15 protein-coding genes and 2 tRNA genes are annotated in these 19,375 nt (G+C 68.4%); 5 read left to right on the forward strand and 12 right to left on the reverse strand.

The window, feature by feature from the left end; genetic code table 11:
- The first annotated feature begins 101 nt into the window (after positions 1 to 101).
- The gene (locus LGR64_RS02980) at positions 102 to 2,099 is read left to right on the forward strand and encodes a dynamin family protein (protein WP_230354956.1); all 1,998 of its coding nucleotides are present in this window, start codon (positions 102 to 104) and stop codon (positions 2,097 to 2,099) included.
- A gap of 4 nt (positions 2,100 to 2,103) precedes the next feature.
- Positions 2,104 to 3,174, forward strand: coding sequence for an A/G-specific adenine glycosylase (gene mutY / locus LGR64_RS02985; RefSeq protein ID WP_141835019.1), 1,071 nt, complete (start codon positions 2,104 to 2,106; stop codon positions 3,172 to 3,174).
- Positions 3,175 to 3,195: 21 nt separating this feature from the next.
- Here mutY and LGR64_RS02990 read toward each other — a convergent pair whose 3' ends face one another.
- The 7 genes from LGR64_RS02990 to LGR64_RS03020 all read right to left on the reverse strand — a co-directional run bounded on the left by LGR64_RS02990 (position 3,196) and on the right by LGR64_RS03020 (position 10,787).
- Entirely contained in the window at positions 3,196 to 3,438 is a 243-nt protein-coding gene (locus tag LGR64_RS02990) for a hypothetical protein (protein ID WP_012207224.1), read from the reverse strand.
- Positions 3,435 to 4,868 (reverse strand): cell envelope integrity protein CreD, encoded by a 1,434-nt coding sequence (gene creD / locus LGR64_RS02995; protein WP_141835016.1) that lies wholly within the window; start codon positions 4,866 to 4,868, stop codon positions 3,435 to 3,437. Before creD ends, LGR64_RS02990 begins: the two co-directional genes overlap by 4 nt.
- A 110-nt stretch (positions 4,869 to 4,978) precedes the next feature.
- The gene (gene creC / locus LGR64_RS03000; RefSeq protein ID WP_230354957.1) at positions 4,979 to 6,439 is read right to left on the reverse strand and encodes a two-component system sensor histidine kinase CreC; all 1,461 of its coding nucleotides are present in this window, start codon (positions 6,437 to 6,439) and stop codon (positions 4,979 to 4,981) included.
- A gap of 16 nt (positions 6,440 to 6,455) precedes the next feature.
- Positions 6,456 to 7,175, reverse strand: coding sequence for a two-component system response regulator CreB (gene creB, locus LGR64_RS03005; protein WP_442873795.1), 720 nt, complete (start codon positions 7,173 to 7,175; stop codon positions 6,456 to 6,458).
- Positions 7,176 to 7,205: 30 nt separating this feature from the next.
- Positions 7,206 to 8,108, reverse strand: coding sequence for an RNase adapter RapZ (gene rapZ / locus LGR64_RS03010; protein ID WP_012207220.1), 903 nt, complete (start codon positions 8,106 to 8,108; stop codon positions 7,206 to 7,208).
- Between the two features lie 4 nt (positions 8,109 to 8,112).
- Positions 8,113 to 9,888 carry a DNA repair protein RecN gene (recN, locus tag LGR64_RS03015; RefSeq protein WP_230354959.1) on the reverse strand — a complete coding sequence of 592 codons (1,776 nt, stop codon included), beginning with the start codon at positions 9,886 to 9,888 and terminating at the stop codon, positions 8,113 to 8,115.
- Positions 9,889 to 9,890: 2 nt separating this feature from the next.
- Complete coding sequence (locus LGR64_RS03020; RefSeq protein WP_012207218.1) at positions 9,891 to 10,787, reverse strand: NAD kinase; 897 nt, start codon at positions 10,785 to 10,787, stop codon at positions 9,891 to 9,893.
- A 30-nt stretch (positions 10,788 to 10,817) separates the two neighbouring features.
- On the opposite strand from LGR64_RS03020, the gene hrcA reads away from it, so the two are divergent.
- The 3 genes from hrcA (at position 10,818) to LGR64_RS03035 (ending at position 12,222) form a co-directional block, all read left to right on the forward strand.
- Complete coding sequence (gene hrcA / locus LGR64_RS03025) at positions 10,818 to 11,822, forward strand: heat-inducible transcriptional repressor HrcA (RefSeq protein ID WP_096913886.1); 1,005 nt, start codon at positions 10,818 to 10,820, stop codon at positions 11,820 to 11,822.
- Between the two features lie 67 nt (positions 11,823 to 11,889).
- A tRNA-Ile gene (locus tag LGR64_RS03030) sits at positions 11,890 to 11,968 on the forward strand.
- Positions 11,969 to 12,145: 177 nt separating this feature from the next.
- A tRNA-Arg gene (locus LGR64_RS03035) sits at positions 12,146 to 12,222 on the forward strand.
- A gap of 74 nt (positions 12,223 to 12,296) precedes the next feature.
- Here LGR64_RS03035 and LGR64_RS03040 read toward each other — a convergent pair.
- The 5 genes from LGR64_RS03040 to LGR64_RS03060 all read right to left on the reverse strand — a co-directional run bounded on the left by LGR64_RS03040 (position 12,297) and on the right by LGR64_RS03060 (position 19,340).
- On the reverse strand, positions 12,297 to 14,666 hold the full coding sequence (locus tag LGR64_RS03040; RefSeq protein ID WP_230354960.1) for a CHASE2 and HATPase_c domain-containing protein: 2,370 nt from the start codon (positions 14,664 to 14,666) through the stop codon (positions 12,297 to 12,299).
- A 27-nt stretch (positions 14,667 to 14,693) separates the two neighbouring features.
- Positions 14,694 to 16,490 (reverse strand): FecR domain-containing protein, encoded by a 1,797-nt coding sequence (locus LGR64_RS03045; protein ID WP_268868939.1) that lies wholly within the window; start codon positions 16,488 to 16,490, stop codon positions 14,694 to 14,696.
- The gene (locus LGR64_RS03050; RefSeq protein WP_012207214.1) at positions 16,487 to 17,200 is read right to left on the reverse strand and encodes a response regulator transcription factor; all 714 of its coding nucleotides are present in this window, start codon (positions 17,198 to 17,200) and stop codon (positions 16,487 to 16,489) included. The genes LGR64_RS03045 and LGR64_RS03050 overlap by 4 nt, the downstream gene beginning before the upstream one ends.
- A gap of 94 nt (positions 17,201 to 17,294) precedes the next feature.
- Positions 17,295 to 18,587: a tryptophan--tRNA ligase gene (locus tag LGR64_RS03055; protein WP_096913883.1), complete on the reverse strand. Its 1,293-nt coding sequence runs from the start codon at positions 18,585 to 18,587 to the stop codon at positions 17,295 to 17,297.
- A gap of 75 nt (positions 18,588 to 18,662) precedes the next feature.
- The gene (locus tag LGR64_RS03060; RefSeq protein WP_233094445.1) at positions 18,663 to 19,340 is read right to left on the reverse strand and encodes a site-2 protease family protein; all 678 of its coding nucleotides are present in this window, start codon (positions 19,338 to 19,340) and stop codon (positions 18,663 to 18,665) included.
- Positions 19,341 to 19,375 lie beyond the last annotated feature (35 nt).

Consider the following 19,375-nt stretch of genomic DNA (forward strand, 5'->3'; position numbering starts at 1 on the left):
GTGCTATATTTTGAAGAGAACAGGCATCACGCTTGCGGCGCAATGTCGAGGCGATCACTAGGCATCGGCAGACATTGGCGATGCAATGGCGGGGGAAACACGTGGGACCATCATTCAACGAGCAATTCGACCAGCACGGCGCATGGCGCCGCGGCTTTGCGCAGCAATTGCATGCGCTGCGCGAATGGCTGCAGTCCCAGGAGCTGCTGGATGTCGCGGTGCAGGAGCGGCTGCAGCGGCTGGAAGCCCAGGTGCGCGGCGACAAGGTCATGGTGGCCTTCGTGGCCGAGTTCTCGCGCGGCAAGTCCGAGCTGATCAATGCGGTCTTCTTCGCCCACTATGGCCGCCGCCTCATGCCGGCCAGCGCAGGGCGCACGACCATGTGCCCCGCCGAGCTGGGCTGGGAAGCCGAACTGCAGCCCAGCCTGCGCCTGCTGCCCATCGATACGCGCGAATCGCTGGAAAGCCTGGGCCAGTGGCGCGCCCGTCCCGAGGCCTGGCTGCAACTGCCGCTCGACGTGAACAATGCCCAGCAGATCGCCGACACGCTTGCCAAGGTGGCCGAAGTGCGCAAGGTTTCCGTGGAACTGGCGCGGACCTGGGGCTTCTGGCATGACGAGGACCAGGGCGGCAATCCCTTCGTCGATGACCAGGGCCTGGTCGAGGTGCCCATGTGGCGCCATGCGCTGATCAACATGCCCCACCCCCTGCTCAAGCAGGGTCTGGTCATTCTGGACACGCCCGGCCTGAATGCCGTGGGCGCCGAGCCCGAGCTGACCGTCAACCTGATCCCCCAGGCCCATGCCGTGGTCTTCGTGCTGGCGGCCGATACCGGCGTGACCAAGTCCGATCTGGCCATCTGGCGCGACCATGTGCTGCCGCCCGATGTGGCTTCGGGCAAGCAGGCGCTGGCCGACTCCCGCCTCGTGGTGCTCAACAAGATAGACACGCTCTGGGACAGCCTGAGTTCCGCGTCGCAGGTGCAGGCCCAGCTGCAGCGCCAGCGCCAGGAGTCGGCACAGATGCTGGGCCTGCCCATGGAGCGGGTGCTGCCCGTGTCGGCGCAAAAGGGCCTGGTGGCCAAGGTCTCCAGCAACGATGCGCTGCTGCAGGCCAGCGGACTGCCCGTTTTCGAGAATATGCTGGCCGAAGGCATCATGGGCCAGCGCCAGAAGGTGCTGCAGACGGCCGTCAGGGCCAATGTGCAGCAGTTGCAGGTCGAGGTGGAGCGCGTGCTCAACATCCGCCGCCGCGACCTGGACGACCAGATGGCCGAGCTGCGCAGCCTGCGCGGCAAGAATGCCAGCGTCATCGCATCCATGCGCCACCGCATCGAGAGCGAGCAGCAGGATTTCGATGCCAGCGCCGCCAGGATCCAGGCCGTTCGGCTGGTGCACATGCGCATGCTGCGCGACATCTTCCGCCAGCTGGGCTCCAGCGCGCTCAAGCAGGAGCTGGTCGATCTCAAGGATGCGCTGGAGCAGCGCGGCCTGAAGCTGGGCGCCCGCAAGGTCTATGCCGAAACCTTCGAGCGCCTGCGCACCGTGGCGACCCGGGCCCAGGCGCAGGCCGGAGAGATCCAGTCCATGCTGGGAGCGACCTTCAAGGAACTCAATGCCGAGTTCGGCTTCTCGCTGCAGGCTCCGGCCCAGCTGGAACTGGCCGAGTTCGGCGGCGACCTGCAGCGCATCGAGGCCAGCTACACCCAGTACCTGGGCCTGGGCCACGCGCTCAGGCGCAGCAATCCTGCGTTTGCGCAGCGCCTGATCAAGGCGCTGGCGATGCGGCTGCGCACGGTGTTCGAGTCTGCGGCCAACGACGTGGACATGTGGAGCAAATCCGCCACGGCCCAGCTCGATGCCCAATTGAAGGAGCGCAAGCGCAGCTTTGCCCGCCGCATCGAGGCGGTGGACCGCATCCAGAATGCGGCCTCGGGCCTGGTGGAACGCATTGCCGAGATCGAGACCGCCGACGAACAGCTCACGGCCTTGCAGCTGCAGCTGGGGCAGGCCACCATGGAACTGCTGCAACCCCTGTCGCCCACGCCCGCCTTCCCCGGCCTGGCAAAGGCTGCACAGGAAACTTCACTGACTGCTTGATATCTTGACCTTTCCCTCGATTGCCACGCCCGTCGTGCAGTGGCAGGCGTCGCATGGACGCAATCACCTGCCCTGGCAGCAGACGCGCGATCCCTACCGCGTCTGGCTCTCCGAAATCATGCTGCAGCAGACCCAGGTGAGTACCGTGCTGGGCTACTACCAGCGCTTTCTCGATGCCTTCCCCGATGTCGCCAGCCTGGCGGCCGCACCGCAGGACGCGGTGCTGGCGCTGTGGAGCGGCCTGGGCTACTACAGCCGCGCGCGCAACCTGCACCGCTGTGCCCAGGCCGTGGTCGAGGACTGGGGTGGTGCCTTTCCCGGCAGGGCCGAGGATCTGGCCACGCTGCCCGGCATAGGCCGGTCCACGGCGGGCGCCATCGCCTCCTTTTGCTTTTCCGAGCGTGTGCCCATCCTCGATGCCAACGTGCGGCGCGTGCTCACGCGCGTGCTGGCTTTCGATGCCGATCTGGCCGTTGCCAGGAACGAGCGCGAACTGTGGGACCTGGCCCAGCAGCTGTGCCCCACCGAGGACCTGCAGCAGGCCATGCCCCGCTATACCCAGGGCCTGATGGACCTGGGTGCCACCATCTGCACGCCGCGCAAGCCCAGCTGCCTGGTCTGTCCGCTGCAGCCGCAGTGCCGCGCGGCGCGCTTTGGCAATCCCGAAAACTATCCCGTGCGAACGCGCAAGCTTAAGCGCAGTTCCGAGGCCTGGTGGCTGCTGATCGCCGTGGACGGGCAAAGCCGCGTCTGGCTGGAGCGCCGTCCTCAACAGGGCATCTGGGCGGGGCTTTATGCGCCGCCCGTGTTCAACGGGCGCGAGGCGCTGGAGCAGGCGGCGGCACAGCATTGGCCAGGAACGGAGCCCCTGGACTGGACCGATCTGCCCGCCTTCCTGCATGTGCTCACCCACCGCGATCTGCACCTGCATCCGGTGCGCGTGCGCGTGCAGGGCGGCGGCATCGATGCCGCCACGCCGGACGGCCAGGGCTGCTGGGCCGATGCCGGGGCCTGGGCCGACATGGGCCTGCCAGCCCCCGTGCGCAAGCTGCTGGATGCGCAATTTGCGGGCTGAGGCCACGGCCGGCCCGGCTGGCTAGAACCTGCGGCGCGGCAGCAGCAGGGCGCAGCGCAGCAGCATCCAGGCCAGCCACTGTTCCCGTGCGCCGGGCGTGCGCCTGGCGCGTGCGGTGGCGTCGGCAATATGCAGGCGCAGGGAGCCAAGGGCATGGCGGTCCCCGCTTTGCACGGCCTGTTGCCAGGCCTGCTCGCAGCGCTGGCGCTCCAGCGCCTGATTGTCCGGGCTGCGGATATCGCTGATGGCGGTGATGGTGCTCATGGCTGCAGCGCTCCCACGGTGGGTGGGGTGCCCGCGTCTTCACCGCCGCGGTCGCCATCCTGCCGGCCGAAGGCATACCAGTCCACATGCCGCGTGCAGACCATGATCAGGGCCAGCACCGCGAACAGCGCGATCGATCCCACGATGAGCGCGCTTTGCTCCAGTTGCAGCAGCACGTACAGCAGGCCGTAGAGTGCGGCGATGCCCGCCGCAAACGGCAGGCCGCGGCGCAGGCTGCCCAGGATGTGGCTGGCGTAGTAGGCCAGCAGCAGCACGCAGGCCGAGGCGGCAATGCCGTAGGCGCTGGCAAATCCCATGTGCTCCGACAGGCTGATCAGCAGCAGAAAGAAGCTGCACAGCGCCGATCCCACCAGCAGGTACTGGATGGGATGCACGCGCAGCTGCTTGAGCACCTCGAACAGGCCGACGGCCACGAAGGTCAGCACCACGAAGAGCAGGCCGTACTTGGTGGCGCGGTCGCTCAACGAGTAGGCGTTGATGGGGTCCACGAAGTCCGTATCCAGCGATTCCAGGCAAGGGCCGCTGTTGGGGGCATGGGCGGTGGCCGCGTATTCCTCCATGTCGCGGCGGCCGGGCTGGCACAGCGGCTGCTGGTCAGTGAAGGCCTGGCGTGCGGACGAGGCCAGGGCCGAGAGGTTCCAGCTGGCTTCGAAGCCCTTGGCGCTGATCTCCCGCCGGTTGGGCAGAAAGCTGCCACCGAACGAGGGATGGGGCCAGTCGGCCGACAACTGGACCTGACTGTGGCTGCCCAGCGGCACGAAGGCCAGCTTTTCGGTGCCCACCAGTTCCAGGGCAATCTTCAGTTCAAGGGGCCCGTCCTTCTTGAGCAGGGCCGGCGCCAGTTCCGCCTGCAGGCCCTGCGAGTAGCGCTCCAGTGATGTGCCGGGGCCCACGTCCAGGCTCTTGCCATCGGCTTCGATGGTGGCCGAGCGTATGCCGCGCGGATCGGTGAGCGACAGCGCCACCCGCAGTGCGCCGCAGCGCACGGTTTGGTTGGCCGCCGTGTCGATGGAGGGCTTTTCCAGGTACTGGGTGGCGTTCGTGAAGCTGGCGCTGATGCTGTCCTGCATGGCATAGGTGCTGACCTGGTGCAGGCCGCGCGAGCGCTCCTCCATGCGCGCCGTGGCCTGGTGGCGCAGTTGGTCGGGCAGCAGCATGCGCTGGAACTGGCGCGTGGTCCATTCGGTCTTGCTGCCTTTCTCGACGCCCGTGGTCTCGGTGCAGTTTTGCACCAGCACCGGGCCCATCAGCGTCTGGCGGCCAGCCAGGCTGGCGACCACGCCCTGCACGGCGTTGTCGCGGTTGCGTATGCGGTCCCGCACCACGTCGTGTATCAGGCCCAGGCCCAGCATCAAAAGGCCCAGCATGACCAGCAGGGCCACGCCTTTGGCAAGCAGTCGGTTCTTCATTCCACATCCCGTTCGTTGATCGTGGACGCAGTCTGGGCGGGGGCTGTGTGGCCGAAATGAAGTGTGTGAAGCGGGTGTGAAGTCGGATTCGCAGGGTCGATAGGAGGGCGTCAGTGTGCCCGCAGTGGCCAGTTCAGCGTGACACGCAGCCCGGGGTGGGCGTTGGTGGCCTGCATGCTGCCGCCGTGCAGCAGCATGATGCGCAGCACGATGGACAGGCCCAGTCCCGTGCCGCTGCGCTCCCCGTTGGGGCGGGGGGTGGTGAAAAAGCGCTCGCCCAGCCGGCCGAGTAGCGCCTCGGGCACGCCGGGGCCGTGGTCGCGCACGCTGACGCGGCCGGGCTCCAGGTCCACGTGGATGCTGCTGCCCTCGGGGGCGAAGTCGATGGCGTTGCTGAGCAGGTTGCTCAGGGCCAGCACCACCAGGTCCTGCTCCCAGGGGCCACTGCTGTTCTGGCCTTGCAGAACCAGCTGGATGCGGCGCTGGTGCGCTGCGCTGTGGACTTGCGCCATGGCCTGTTCGGCACAGGCCTGCAGGCTGCAAGCCGTGTGCGCGTGCAGGGCGCGGCGCTGCTCCAGCTGGCTCAGGCGCAGCAACTGGTCCACGAGGTTTTGCAGGCGCTGGCACTGGTCCACCACCTGGCGCGCGAACAGTTCGCGGTCGGCCGGGGGCAGGTCTTCCTGCAGCAGCTCGCCTGCGCCACGGATGGCAGCCACGGGGCTCTTGAGCTCGTGCGTGAGGGCGCGCACATAGCCTTCGATGTAGTCGCGCCCTTCCAGGCGGCTGCGCATGTTCTCCATGGCGCGGGCCAGTTCGCCCAGCTCGCCGGGCATGCGCGGGGCTTCGGGCATGGGGGGCGCCGTGGTGGGCGAGGCGGCCTCGTTGAGCGTGGGCGCCTGTACCTGCTGGGCATAGCTGCGCAGGCGCCGCACATGGATGACCAGCCACCAGGTGACGGCAAAGCCCACGCCGGCCGACAGCAGCAGGAACAGCAGGCCGCCGCGCAGCATCTTGCTTTCCGCGCTGTCCACGATCTTCTGCACCGAGTGGGCGGGCTTGGAGGCGGTGAGCACGCCCGCCACGCGGCCATCGAGCATGATGGGTGCCGAGACATACATGACGCTGCTGGCCTCGTCGTTCTGCACCTCGCGCGTGGTGCGTGCGCCGTATTCGCCGCGCAGCGTGCGGTACACGTCGCGCCAGCGCGAGTAGTCGGCACCCTGGTCCATCCCGGCCGAGTCGAACAGCACCAGGCCCTTCTGGTCCGTGACGGTGACGCGCATGTCCAGGCTGGTCTTGCGCGTGTCCCAGATCCAGACCTTGACGGTCTGGTTGGCATAGGCCTGCATGTGGTGCGCGAAGCGGCTGTCGGCGGGGCTTTGCTGCAGCACGCCGCTGGCCATGTCGTCGCTGGCCAGCGCGGCCAGGGCGTAGGCGGTCTCGACCAGCGTGTCCTCGGTCACCTTGCGCACGCTGGGCTTGACTTCGACCATGAAGACGCGCAGCACGAAGAATGCGGCCAGGCCGTTGATGACGAAAAAGGCGAAGAACAGCCGCAGTCCGAGGCGCATGGCGTGCTGCGGTGGCTCAGCCCGGCAGCGTCAGGCTGTAGCCCATGCCGCGGTGGGTGGTGATGAAGTCCTGCTGCGGCGCCTGGGCGCGCAGCTTGGCGCGCAGGGTCTTGACGTGCGTATCCACGGTGCGGTCCGTGCTGTCGCTGTCCTGGCCCCAGATGCTGTCGAGCAGGAACTCGCGGCTGAGGATGCGCCCGGGGCGCTCCAGCAGGCAGCGCAGCAACTGGTACTCGCGCCGCGTCAGCTCCAGGGGCACGCCCTGCATGCGCACGCGCTGGCCTTGCGTATCGATGCTGAACAGGGCATCGGCCGGCGCTGCACTGGCCGTTGGCGCGGGCTGCAGGCGCTGCGCACGGCGCAGCAGGGCGCGGGTGCGGGCCACCAGCTCGCGCGGGCTGAAGGGCTTGGTCAGGTAGTCGTCGGCGCCCAGCTCCAGGCCCAGCACGCGGTCCATTTCCTCGCCGCGTGCGCTGAGCACCAGCAGCGGCACGGCGGCGCCGGCCTGGCGCAGCTCGCGGCACCAGTCCAGGCCGTTGCCGTCGGGCAGGCCCACGTCCAGCAGCAGGGCATCAGGCGGCTGCGCCTGCCATTGCGCGCGTGCATCGGCCAGTTGCAGGCAGTGGCGCACGGCAATGCCGTCACGCTCCAGCGCATAGCAGACGGTGCGCGCGATGGCGGGGTCGTCCTCCACCAGCAACACACGCGGAGCGTTCGTCATCGGCATGCCTTGCATCGCAGTATTCCGGGAGCGGACCCTGGCGCTTCAGACGTCGTGCGCAAGCAAGTCGGCAGGCTTGAGCGTGGGCCGGCTGTCCAGCGAGCGGTGCCGGCACAGCGTGGGCCAGCGCGGGGCGAAGTGCCGCGCCAGTTCCTCGACCAGGAAGACCGAGCGGTGCTGGCCCCCCGTGCAGCCGATGGCCACGGTGACATAGCTGCGGTGGTTGCTGGCCATCATGTCCAGCCAGGACTCCAGGAACTGCTGGATGTCGCGCCGCATCTGGTCCACGCCGGGCTGCTGGCGCAGGAACTCGGCCACGGGCGCGTCCATGCCGGTCAGCGGGCGCAGCTGGGGTTCGTAGTGCGGGTTGGGCAGCATGCGCACATCGAACACATAGTCGGAATCCGAGGGCAGGCCGTGCTTGAAGCCGAAGGACTGGAAGACCAGGGTCATCTGGCCCACCGGGGCCGCAATCAGCTCCTTGATATAGCTTTGCAGCTGGGACGAGCGCAGGTGGCTGGTGTCGATGACATGCGACTTCTCGCGCAGGTCGCCCAGCAGCTCGCGCTCGGTTTCTATGTCCTGGACCAGGGCGCGGCGGCCTTCGGCGACCGGCCCCTGCGACAGCGGATGGCGGCGCCGGGTTTCGGAGAAGCGCCGCACCAGGGTGCCCGTGGTGGCGTCCAGAAAGACCAGGTGGGGCACGACGCCCTGGCGCTGCAGCCGTTCCAGCTGGCCGGGCAGGTGGGGCAGTCCGCCGGCGCTGCGCGCATCCATGGCGATGGCCACCTTGTTGCTGTGGCGGCCATGCTCCAGTTCGACGAAGGCGGACAGCAGCTCGGGGGGCAGGTTGTCCACGCAGTAGTAGCCGGCATCCTCCAGCGCATGCAGGGCGACGGATTTGCCCGATCCGGACATCCCGGTGATCAGCACGATCTCAAGCGACATGGCATCAGCCTCCATTGGTGTTGCGCGCGCCGTTGGCCGCGCGTCCCGGCTTGGACCGTGTGCGGTCGGCATCGGCCTGTGGCCGCTGCCGGCCGGCCCGTCGCGGGGGTGGGCGGGGCGCGGGTGCCTGGCGCGCCATGGCCAGCATTTCGCGGGCATGGGCCATCGTGGTTTCGGACTGGCGCTCGCCACCGAGCATGCGCGCCAGCTCGGCCTCGCGTGCGGCGCTGTCCAGCGGCTGCACGGTGCTGAGCGTGCCTTGCCTGGCGCGCTGCTTGGCCACCAGGTAGTGCTGGTCGGCGCAGGCGGCAACCTGCGGCAGGTGGGTGACGGACAGCACCTGCCGCGATCGGCCCAGTGCGTGCATGAGGCGGCCCACGGTTTCGGCGACGGCGCCGCCCACGCCCGAGTCCACCTCGTCGAAGATCAGCGTGCCGGCCTCGCCCAGCTCGCTGGTGGTCACGGCAATCGCCAGCGAAATGCGCGACAGCTCGCCGCCCGACGCCACCTTGGCAATCGGCTTGGGACTGGCGCCCGGGTGGCCGGCAACCAGAAAGGCCACGCTGTCCACGCCAAAGGCACCGGGGGAGTCGGCCGTGGACAGGGCGGCCTCGAACAGGCCGCCTTCCATGCCCAGGCCCTGCATGGCCTGGGTGATGGCGCGCGACAGGCGTGGCGCAGCCAGTGCGCGCTGCTGCGACAGCATCCGGGCGCTTGCCTGGTAGTGCTGCTGCGCCGATTGCTCGGCGGCATGCAGGGCCTCGATGTCCACGGCGGCGTCCAGCTGCTGCAGTTCCTGGCGCCATCCGGCCAGCAGCGCCGGCAGTTCATCGGGCGTGCGGCGGTAGCGGCGCGCCAGCTGCATCCACAGCGACAGGCGCTCATCGAGTTCGGCCAGGCGCTCGGGGTCCAGGTCGGCGCGGCGCAGATAGCTTTGCAGCGAATGGCGCGCATCCTGCGCCTGGGCCATGCATGAGGCCAGCACGTCGGCAATGTTCTGGAAGTCGGGCTCCAGGTGTTCCTGGTTCTGGATCAGGTGGCTGGCGCGGCCCAGCGGAGTGATCACGCCGGCCTCATCGTCCTCCAGCATCTGCAGCGTGGTCTGGGCGGTGTCGATCAGGGTCTGGGCATGGGACAGGCGCGTGTGCTGGGCATTGAGCTCGTCCCACTCGTCGGCCTGCGGGGCCAGCTTGTCGAGTTCGGTGATCTGCCACTGCAGCCGCTCGCGCTCGCGCTGCAGGCTGTCCTGGGCGGATTGCGCATGCTGCAGCGCCTGCCGGGCCTGGGACCAACGGCCCCAGCAGCCCTGGACCTCGCGGCTGTCGATGCCCGCATAGGCGTCCAGCAGCGCGCGTGCTGCGTCGGGCCGCGTGAGGCTTTGCCAGGCATGCTGGCCGTGGATGTCGATCAACTGCTCACCCAGGGCGCGCAGCTGCGTGGCCGTGGCTGGTGTGCCGTTGATCCAGGCGCGGCTGCGGCCCTGGGTGTCCACCGTGCGCCGCAGCAGCAGGCTGCTGTCCTCGCAGGCCAGGCCTGCGGCCTCCAGCCAGGGGCGCAGCCGCGCGCAGCCGTCGAACTCCACGCAGATATCGGCCTGGGTGCAGCCTTCGCGCACCACGTCGGCGTCGGCGCGGGCGCCCAGGGCCAGCTGCAATGCGTCGATCAGGATGGATTTGCCGGCGCCGGTCTCGCCGGTCAGCACGGTGAAGCCCGCATGCCAGTCCAGATCCAGGGCCTGCACGATCACGAAGTCGCGCAGCACGATGCGCTTGAGCGCCATGGTCAGGCGCCTCCCTCGTTCCAGCCCAGTTTCTTGCGCAGCGTGGCGAAGTAGTTCCAGCCCTTGGGATGCAGAAAGCGCACGCTGTGGTGGGCGCGGCTCACGAGGATGCGGTCGCCGTGCTGCAGCGAGGCCAGGGACTGCATGTCGAAATTGGCGCTGACATCGCGCCCGGCCACGACTTCGATCGTGACCTCGTTGGCGTCGGACAGCACGATGGGGCGGTTGGACAGGTTGTGCGGCGCAATGGGTGCCATGACCCAGGCGGGGATGGAAGGGTGCATCATCGGCCCGCCAGCGGACAGGGCATAGGCCGTGGAGCCCGTGGGCGTGGCCACGATCAGGCCGTCGGCGCGCTGGTTGGAGACAAAGCGGCCGCCCACCTCGATGCGCAGCTCCACCATGCCCGAGGTGCCGCCGCGGTTGACCACCACGTCGTTCATGGCCAAGGCCTCGAACACGCACTGGCCGTCGCGGATCACGCGGGCGCACATCAGGGGGCGCAGGTCCTCCTCGTATTCGCCCTGCAGCATGGGCGTGAGCGTGGCCTCGAAGTCCTCCAGCGCGATGTCGGTGACAAAGCCCAGGCGGCCCTGGTTCACCCCGATCAGGGGCGTTCCGTATTGCGCCAGGTGCCGGCTCACGCCGAGCATGGTGCCGTCGCCGCCGACGACCAGGCCCAGGTCGCAATGCCTGCCCAGGCCATCGACATCGAGGGTGGGGTAGTCTGTGAGCCCTGCGTGCAGGGCCGATTGGGTATCAAGCACGACTTCGCAGCCCTGGCGCCTGAGGAAGTCCGCAATGCGCTCAAGCGCGTTGCTGGCATTCTCGGACGGGGCGCTTGCGCTGGGAGCGTGGTACTTCCCGATCAAGGCAACGTGGCGAAACGTGGACGTCATTTCTGGAAATTACATCATTAAAATCATCACATGCTCGACGAACGTGCCAAGTTGTTGCTCAAAGCGCTGATCGAGCGTTATATCGCTGACGGCCAGCCTGTGGGCTCGCGAACCCTGTCGCGTGCGTCGGGGCTTGAATTGTCGCCTGCCACGATACGCAATGTGATGGCTGACCTCGAAGACCTGGGGTTGATCATCAGCCCGCACACCTCGGCGGGCCGCATTCCGACCGCCCGGGGCTACCGGCTGTTCGTGGACACCATGCTCACTGCAGACCGTGCCGATATCGTGACGCCCGAGCTCGCGCCCGAGCAGCCGCAGAAAGTCATCGCCAACGCCGCCAACCTGCTGTCCAGCCTTTCCCAGTTCGTGGGCGTGGTGCTGGTGCCGCGCCGCACCTCGGTGTTCAAGCACATCGAATTCGTGCGGCTGTCGGAGCGGCGCTTTCTGGTCATCATCGTATCGCCCGACGGTGACGTGCAAAACCGCGTCATCTTCACCGACGTGGACTACTCGGCCTCGCAGCTGATCGAAGCCTCCAACTTCCTCAACAGCCACTACGCGGGCCTGGCGATGGAAGAGGTGCGCGAGCGCCTCAAGGGCGAGGTGGAGCTGCTGCGCGGCGAGGTGGCCACGCTCATGCAGGCGGCCGTCAACATCGGCACGGAAGCGATGACCAGCGCCCAGGAGGACGTGGTCATCGCGGGCGAGCGCAACCTGCTGTCGGTCAGCGATTTCTCCAGCGACATGGGCAATCTGCGCCGCGCCTTCGACCTGTTCGAGCAAAAGACCCAGATCCTCAGGCTGCTGGATTTTTCCAGCCAGGCGGAAGGCGTGCGCATCTACATCGGCGGTGAAAGCCAGGTCGTGCCTTTCGAGGAGCTGTCCGTGGTCAGCGCGCCCTACGAGCTCGATGGCAAGGTGGTGGGCACGCTGGGCGTGATCGGGCCCACCCGCATGCACTACGACCGCATGATCCAGATCGTGGACATCACCTCCAAGCTCGTCAGCAATGCGCTGAGTCACAAGCGCTGAGTCCTGCGGGTTAGGCTCTACAATAGTTGTTTGCCATGGACTGCATCCGTGCTGCCTTGGTGAATCAGGGGCCTTAGCTCATGCTTGGTTAGAGCAGCGGACTCATAATCCGTTGGTGCCCAGTTCGACTCTGGGAGGCCCTACCATCCATTGGTATGAAAAGCCTGCCGCCTTTCCGGGCGGCAGGCTTTTTTGCTGGGCGCACGGCTGCCGCATGGCATGCCATCGCCCGGTTGCCAGGGAATGCGGTCGCCGGGTTTTTTGCAGAAATATGGCGCTTTTGTCCGGGAGCCCCAAAACCCGCTGCTACAATGCGAAGCGTTGCGGCTGTAGCTCAGCTGGATAGAGTACTTGGCTACGAACCAAGGGGTCGTGGGTTCGATTCCTGCCAGCCGCACCAAAAAACGCAAAGCCCTGAAGTTGAAAGACTTCAGGGCTTTTTCGTTTTCCGCATCTGCATCCCTGAAATGCCAGTCAGGCCTTTTCTGCTTTCGGCAGCACGATGCTGAAGGCGCTGCCCTGGCCGGGCGTGCTTTCTATCTCAAGCCGCCCGCCATGGCGGGCGGCCACGGTGCGCACAAAGGCCAGGCCCAGGCCCACGCCGTCGAGGTGCTGGTGATGGTCCAGGCGCTCGAACGGCTGGCTCAGCCGGGCGACGGCCTGCCCATCCATGCCGGGCCCGTGGTCCCGGATCGTGATGCGGCAATGGCCTGTGTCCTGCTGCAGCAGGCATTGCACCGTGGCGGGGTTTGCCTGATCTGCGCGCGCTCCGTACTTGATGGCGTTGCCGATCAGGTTGACGGCCGCGCGGTGGAGCATGCCCGCATCGCCCAGCACGGGGCATTCCTGTTCGGGCAGGTGGAACTCCAGCTGCACGTGGGCCGCAGAGGCCTGGGCCCAGCAGCTTTCCACGGCCTGGTCCAGCACCAGGCCCAGGTCCAGCCGCTCCCGGCGCAGCGCCTGCTGCTGGGCGCGTGCCAGGTGCACGAAATCGTCGGCCAGCTGCAGGGAGGCCTGGGCATAGCCTTCGATGCGCGGCAGCAGGAGGCCGAGGTCGGGCGCCTGTACGGCGCCGCGCTGCATCTCCAGCAAGGTGATGATGGACGCCACAGGCGCCCGGATATCGTGCGAGATGAACTGCATGGCCAGATCGCGCTGGGCCTGGGCGCTGCGCAGATCGCTGATATCGACCAGGGTGATCAGCCAGCCCGTGGTGGGCGGTGCCTCGAAGGTCTGGGTCAGCAGCATCAGGCTGCGTCCCATGGGGTCGCGCCCCTCGCTGCTGGGCGGCAGGCCGTGGGTGGCAAGTGTCTCGGGCGTGAGCAAGGGCTGGCCGGCGGATGCGCCGGCTGCCGTCTCCAGTGCCCGCAGACCATCGAGCAGCCGGGGCAGGGCATCGCCGGCCCTGAGGCCATGCCCCAGGCTGCGCGCATAGGCGTGGGCTGCGGCATTGGCCAGCAGCACATGGCCCTGCCGGTCGCAGACAAAGGTGGGCGAGGGCAGCTGGCGCAGGCTTTCGCTGACGAAATGGTGCAGGGCGCGCAGTTGGCGCGAAGCCTGCTCCACGGCCGCGATGCGCTGGTCCAGCAGGTCGCCGCCCAGGCGCAGCGCGGTGGGCAGGCCCTGCCCCTGCAGGTCGCGCAGCTCCAGCGCCAGAAAGCGCGCGGCGGCGCGCAGGCGCAGCCAGCTCCATAGCGGATAGGCCAGGGCCAGGCCCAGCAGGCCGGCTGCAGGCGCCGTCTGCACCTGCCACAGGCGCGGTGCAAGCCCGGCCAGCGAAAGGCAGGCCAGGGCCAGCAGCGCGCAGGCCAGCATGCCGCCCGACGGGCCCAGCCAGGCCAGGGCCAGCAGGGCCAGCAGCACGGCTGCCGCATTGAGCGCGCGGTTGAGCGTGGCCGACGCGGGATGCACATGCGAGCCCTGCAGGCTGCCGTTGAGCACATGGGCCAGCATCTCCACGCTGGAGATGGGCCGCGCGCTGGTGCCCAGCGGTGCGGTGAAGCGGCTGCCCAGGCCGGTGGCCGTCGTGCCGATGAGCACGTATTTGCCGCGGAATGCCGCTGCAGGAATGCGGCCGCGCAGCACGTCGATGTAGGAGTAGGTGGTGAAGGGCGAGCGGTCCCTGGCGCCTTGCTCCGGCCTGGCCTGTGCAAAGGCAATGATCTCCTGCTGGCGGCGTTGCCAGGAGGGTGCGTCGGGGTCCATGGGCGGCACGGGCTCCGGGCGGGCGCATGCGCGGCCGTTCTCGCCCACGCAGTGCAGGGCCAGCGCCATGTGCCACCAGGGCTGCTGCGCACTGCCTTCTATGGCATGGAAGCCACGCACCGCGCCATCGGCGTCCACGGGCAGCTGGGTATGGCCCAGCGCCGCTGCGGCCTGTGCGAAGGCCGGCAGCGGGCCGCTGCCTGGCGCCACGGGCAAGACGGTGCGGCCGCTGCGCTGCAGAACGCGCGCCAGCAGCAGGTCGTCGCCGGGGTAGTCCAGGTCTTCCTCGCTGAGCATCACGTCCAGGCCTATGGCGCGCGGCGGTGCCTGGCTGATGCGTTCCAGCAGGCCGGCGTGCAGTGCGCGGCGCCAGGGCCAGCGGCCAATGGCGTCGATGCTGGCATCGTCGATGGCGACGATGACGATGTCCTGCGATGCCTTGGGCCGGTGCAGCCAGCTGGCCGTGTCCTGGACGAAGCCGTTGATGCGGTCGAGCTGCCCGTCGCCGCCGAGCCAGAACACCAGGGACAGCAGGCCCGCCGCCAGCAGCAGCCAGTCCCGCCGCAGTCCACGGCCACGCGCAGGCGCTGGCTGCGCCGGCGTGGCGGGGCTGTCAGGCAGGGGCGGCTGGGTGGACAAGCGCGGTCAGGGAATGAACAGGCACGGCTACTGGCGCTGCAGGCGCTCTCCGTTGCCCGAATGCATCATCTCGCCGCTGGCATCGACGATCCAGCTGCCGGTGCGGAACTGGCGCGCGGCCGAGAAGTCGCTGCGCAGGCCGTTGGCATCCTCGATCTGCAGGCGCAGGTAGTAGCTGCCTGCGGGCAGGTCCTCGGTGCTCCATTGCGGCTGGTCGGTCCAGAGGTCCACCAGCGGCGCGGTGAACTCCTGGTCGCGCGCCACCATCACGTGGTAGCGCTGGCCGGGCTCGCCGCTCCAGCGAATCTGGCGGCTGCCTTCGGCCGGTCCGTCGCCCATCTGCAGCGCGCTGGCCGAGGGCTGGGGAGGAACGGCCGCCAGTTGCATGGCCTGGGCTGCGGCAAACGGGCCCTGGTCGGGCTGTCCATCGGCCAGCGTGCGAATGCTGGCGGCACGCCAGAGATAGCGTCCGGCCGGCAGGCGGGCCAGCGTGGTGGCGGGCAGTGTGCAGTCGTCCAGGTCGCGTGCATCGACGGCGGGCTCGGCAAAGCCGGCCTGCGCATCGGCAGAGACGACCTGGATGCGGTAGCGCGCGGCGCCCACGACCTGGGTGCATTGCAGGCTGGCGCGGCCCAGGCCCACGGTGGCGTCGGCCTGCGGTGATTCATACAGCGGCGGCACGGGATGGGCCTTGACGCGCAGGGCGCGGCGGCTGGCGGCGCCCGGAATGCCCTGGGCATCGATGCCGCGCAGGGACAGCACGTAATCGCCGTCCTCCACGCCCGCCAGGCGAAGCGGCGATGCCGTGGCCTGGAAACTGGCGCTGCGCAGCACCTGGGTCATGTCGGCATCGCGCGACAGCTGTAGCTGGTAGCGCACGGCGCCCGGCAAGCCGGGCAGGGGCAGGCTGATCCAGTTGGCGTCTTCCGCCAGCGCGGGCCACGCCGTGATGTCGGGCGCACCCAGCATGGGGCGGGGCTCGCCCACGCGGCCATTGGCGGCCACGGCCACGCCCTGGCCCGGGCGCAGCAGCGCATCGCCAGTGTTCGCGCTTGAAGCGTCGGAGCCCACGGCGACGGTGCCTTCATCGACGGCGGCCGCCGTGCTGCCTGCGGCATCGGCCTGGACCAGGAAGCGGGTGCCGCGCACGCTGGTCGATGCAGCGGGCGTGCGGATCTCGAAGCGGCGCTGTGCGTTGCCGGGCTCGGGCGGCACCGAGGCCTCGACGCCGCCCTCGCGCAGGTCCAGTACGGACTGCAGGCTGCCGGCACGGCCCTTGCGGCGCATCTGGCGCAGCACCACATCGGACTGCGATTGCACGCGCACCAGGGAGCCATCGGCCAGGCGCACGGCGACGAATGCGTCCGGGGCCAGTTGCAGGCGCTCGCCTTCCTGCAGCGTCTGTCCCTTGCGCAGGGGCTGGCCCGCATCGTCTCCGGCCGCGCCCTGCGTATCGGCCAGGTGGTCCAGCGGGCGCGTGCTGCGCGCATCGCCCTGCACGAATTCCACGGAGGCCACGGCGGCGCGCAGCAGGCGCACGGGGATCTCCAGCACGGAGCCGGGCCGCAGGCGGTAGGGATTGGACACGCCGTTGTGCTGCTGCAGGTCGGTCCACTGGCGGGCATCGCCCAGGTAGCGGGCCGCCAGCTGCTCCAGCGTGTCGCCGGCGACGACCCGGTGTGCCATCGTGTCGCCGTTGCGGCCCGCGGGTTTGATCTGGGCCTGCGCGCCGCCCAGGCCGAGCAGGCCGAGCAGGCCAAGAGCGGCCAGCATGCAGGCCCGCGATACGGGCCTGCCCAGGGCGGCAGGCATGTGTACGGTCATGATGCCTGCTGCAGCGCCTGCAGCGCTGCGTCGGGCACATCAAGGCGATAGCCATAGCCGTACACGGCACTGATGGCGTAGGGCTGTCCGGCGCGCAGGTTCAGCAGGGCGCGCAGGCGCGAGATATGCGTGTCCAGCGAGCGCGACTGCACTTCGGCGTTGTGTCCCCACACGGCTTCGCGCAGGTGCTCGCGCGACAGCAGCCGGCCCTGGTTCTGGAACAGGGTCAGGGCCAGCGTGTACTCGCGGTGCGTCACCTCGATGGGCTGGCCGTGCATTTCCAGGCTGTTGGTGGTGGTGAGGAAACGGTAGGGGCCGAACTCCAGCACGCTTTGCGTGTTCACCGGATAGGCGCGGCGCAACAGGGCGGCCATGCGCGCGCGCAGCTCGGCATGGCGCACGGGCTTGACCATGAAGTCGTCGGCGCCGCAGGACAGGCCCTCGACGATGTCGGCCTCTTCGCTGCGGTGGGTGATGATGAGGATGGGCAGCTCGCGGCTGACATGGCCACGCGCCCATCGCACCAGGTCCGTTCCTTCCATGTCCGGGAGGTGCCAGTCCACGATCAGCAGGTCGAAGCTCTCGCGGCGAAGCTCCAGTTGCAGGGCCGAGCCCGTCTGGTAGGTGTGGCAGCTGTGGCCCGTCTCCAGCGCGACCTGACGCAGCATCTCCAGTTGCAGCGGATCATCGTCCAGAGCAGCTATACGCATCCAAATGTCCTTTCACGCACGCGCCGCAATCCCGGCGCCGAGCCCGCGGGCAAGACTGCCCGCAAATAGGCGGTTTCTCAAGCGAAGCTTACCCTTACTCTGCGGCATCGCGCAGTTGCTGCAGGGCGGCCAGCACCAACTGGGGGTCTGCGGGCTGCAGCCGGGGCTGCAGTGCGGACAGGGCCGCCTCGCCTTCCTTTTGGAGCTGGCCGATGGCCTGGCCGGCTTCCTTGGGGGCGTCGAAGCCCAGGCTTTGCAGCAGCAGCTGGCCGTCGGCGGCGACGAGCTTGAAGTAGAACTTGCCGTCGGCTTCGCGGTATTGCTTGAACTGGGGCAGGGCCTGCCTGGCGGCCTTGGCCTTGGCGGCCACGGGTGCCTGTGCCAGGCTGCGCAGGCCGACGGCCGAGCGCAGTTCGCGGATCAAGGGCAGGGTCTCGCGGCGGGCCTTGGCGGCGCCGGCCTGCAGGATGTCCTCCAGCTCGGCAGGGTGGGCCACCAGGTGCTCGTAGCGCTCGCGCATGGGCGCCAGCTCGCGGTCGATGCGCTCGAACAGTTGCTGCTTGGCGTCGCCCCAGGCAATGCCTTCGGCGTACTGGCGGCGCAGCGCCTCGGTTTCCTCTTCGCTGGCAAAGCCCTGGTAGATCTGGAACAGGGCAGAGCCTTCGACTTCCTTGGGCTCGCCGGGCGTGCGCGAGTCGGTGGTGATGCTGCCGATGAGCTTGCGCAGCTGCTCGCGCGAGGAGAACAGCGGGATGGTGTTGTTGTAGCTCTTGCTCATCTTGCGGCCATCCAGGCCGGGCAGCGTGGCCACGTTCTCCTCGACCTGCGCCTCGGGCAGCGTGAAGAACTCGCCGCCGTAGATGTGGTTGAAGCTGGAGGCCATGTCGCGCGCCATCTCGATGTGCTGGACCTGGTCACGGCCCACAGGCACCTTGTGCGCATTGAAGGCGAGGATGTCGGCCGCCATGAGCACGGGGTACATGAACAGGCCGGCGGTCACGCCGTCATCGGTCTCGGTGCCGTCGGCATGGTTCTTGTCCACGGCCGCCTTGTAGGCGTGGGCACGGTTGAGCAGGCCCTTGCCGGTCACGCAGGTCAGCAGCCAGCACAGCTCGGGGATCTCGGGAATGTCGGACTGGCGGTAGAAGGTCACATGCTCGGGGTCCAGCCCGGCCGCCAGCCAGCTGGCCGCGATCTCGATGGTGGAGCGCTGCACGCGTGCCGGGTCCTGGCATTTGATCAGGGCGTGGTAGTCGGCCAGGAAGTAGAAGTTCTCGACCTCGCGCGAGCGGCTGGCCGCGATGGCCGGTCGCAGCATGCCGGCATAGTTGCCGAGGTGCGGGGTTCCGCTGGGAGTGATGCCGGTGAGGAAACGGATGGTGCTCATGACGGGAGGCTTCGACAGGCAAGAGAGAAAAACAGGGAGCCGCAGAGACAGCCGGTGGGCCGTTCTGCAGCGCGTTCAGCGCAGCAGCGCGATCAGCGGGGTCAGCGCGAAGTCGATCACGGCGTAGCCCAGGTCCATCAGCGGGCGCAGCCACAGGCTGCCGACCACGCCGGCAATGACCAGGCCCATGACGATGAAAAAGCCCCAGGGCTCGATGCGCGCCACCCACTGCGCCTGACGCCAGGGCAGCAGGCCGACCAGGATGCGGCCACCGTCCAGCGGCGGCAGCGGAAACAGGTTGAAGGCCCACATCACCAGATTGACCAGGATGCCGGCGCGGCACATTTCTATGAAGAAGCGCTCGCCCACGCCCGATCCCACCAGAACCACCAGCAGCAAGCCCCACAGCAGGGCCTGCACGAAATTGGAGGCCGGGCCTGCCAGGGCCACCCAGATCATGTCGCGCTTGGGGTTGCGCAACTGGTCGAAGCGCACGGGCACGGGCTTGGCGTAGCCGAACAGAAAGGCGCCCGAGGTGGCGAAGTACAGCAGCAGCGGCATCAGGATGGTGCCGATGGGGTCGATGTGCTTGATGGGGTTGAGCGTGATGCGTCCCATCATGGCGGCCGTGTTGTCGCCGAAGTGGCGCGCGGCATAGCCATGGGCTGCCTCGTGCACCGTGATCGCGAAGAGCACGGGCAGGGCATAGATGAGTACGGTCTGGATGAGGTTGGAGATGTCCACGGCGGGCATTGTCTCAGACGCTGGCCACCCTTGCCGCTGGCAGC

It is taken from the genome of Delftia sp. Lp-1 (genome assembly GCF_020523835.1).
Classification (GTDB): Bacteria; Pseudomonadota; Gammaproteobacteria; order Burkholderiales; family Burkholderiaceae_C; genus Comamonas; species Comamonas acidovorans.

Excerpts from the sequence above, each read along its gene's own strand:
- LGR64_RS02990 (WP_012207224.1), bottom strand. The coding sequence starts at position 3,438 with ATGAGCACCATCACCGCCATCAGCGATATCCGCAGCCCGGACAATCAG.
- creD (WP_141835016.1), bottom strand. The coding sequence starts at position 4,868 with ATGAAGAACCGACTGCTTGCCAAAGGCGTGGCCCTGCTGGTCATGCTG.
- creC (WP_230354957.1), bottom strand. The coding sequence starts at position 6,439 with ATGCGCCTCGGACTGCGGCTGTTCTTCGCCTTTTTCGTCATCAACGGC.
- creB (WP_442873795.1), bottom strand. The coding sequence starts at position 7,175 with ATGCAAGGCATGCCGATGACGAACGCTCCGCGTGTGTTGCTGGTGGAG.
- rapZ (WP_012207220.1), bottom strand. The coding sequence starts at position 8,108 with ATGTCGCTTGAGATCGTGCTGATCACCGGGATGTCCGGATCGGGCAAA.
- recN (WP_230354959.1), bottom strand. The coding sequence starts at position 9,888 with ATGGCGCTCAAGCGCATCGTGCTGCGCGACTTCGTGATCGTGCAGGCC.
- LGR64_RS03020 (WP_012207218.1), bottom strand. The coding sequence starts at position 10,787 with ATGACGTCCACGTTTCGCCACGTTGCCTTGATCGGGAAGTACCACGCT.
- hrcA (WP_096913886.1), top strand. The coding sequence starts at position 10,818 with ATGCTCGACGAACGTGCCAAGTTGTTGCTCAAAGCGCTGATCGAGCGT.
- LGR64_RS03045 (WP_268868939.1), bottom strand. The coding sequence starts at position 16,490 with ATGACCGTACACATGCCTGCCGCCCTGGGCAGGCCCGTATCGCGGGCC.
- LGR64_RS03050 (WP_012207214.1), bottom strand. The coding sequence starts at position 17,200 with ATGCGTATAGCTGCTCTGGACGATGATCCGCTGCAACTGGAGATGCTG.
- LGR64_RS03055 (WP_096913883.1), bottom strand. The coding sequence starts at position 18,587 with ATGAGCACCATCCGTTTCCTCACCGGCATCACTCCCAGCGGAACCCCG.
- LGR64_RS03060 (WP_233094445.1), bottom strand. The coding sequence starts at position 19,340 with ATGCCCGCCGTGGACATCTCCAACCTCATCCAGACCGTACTCATCTAT.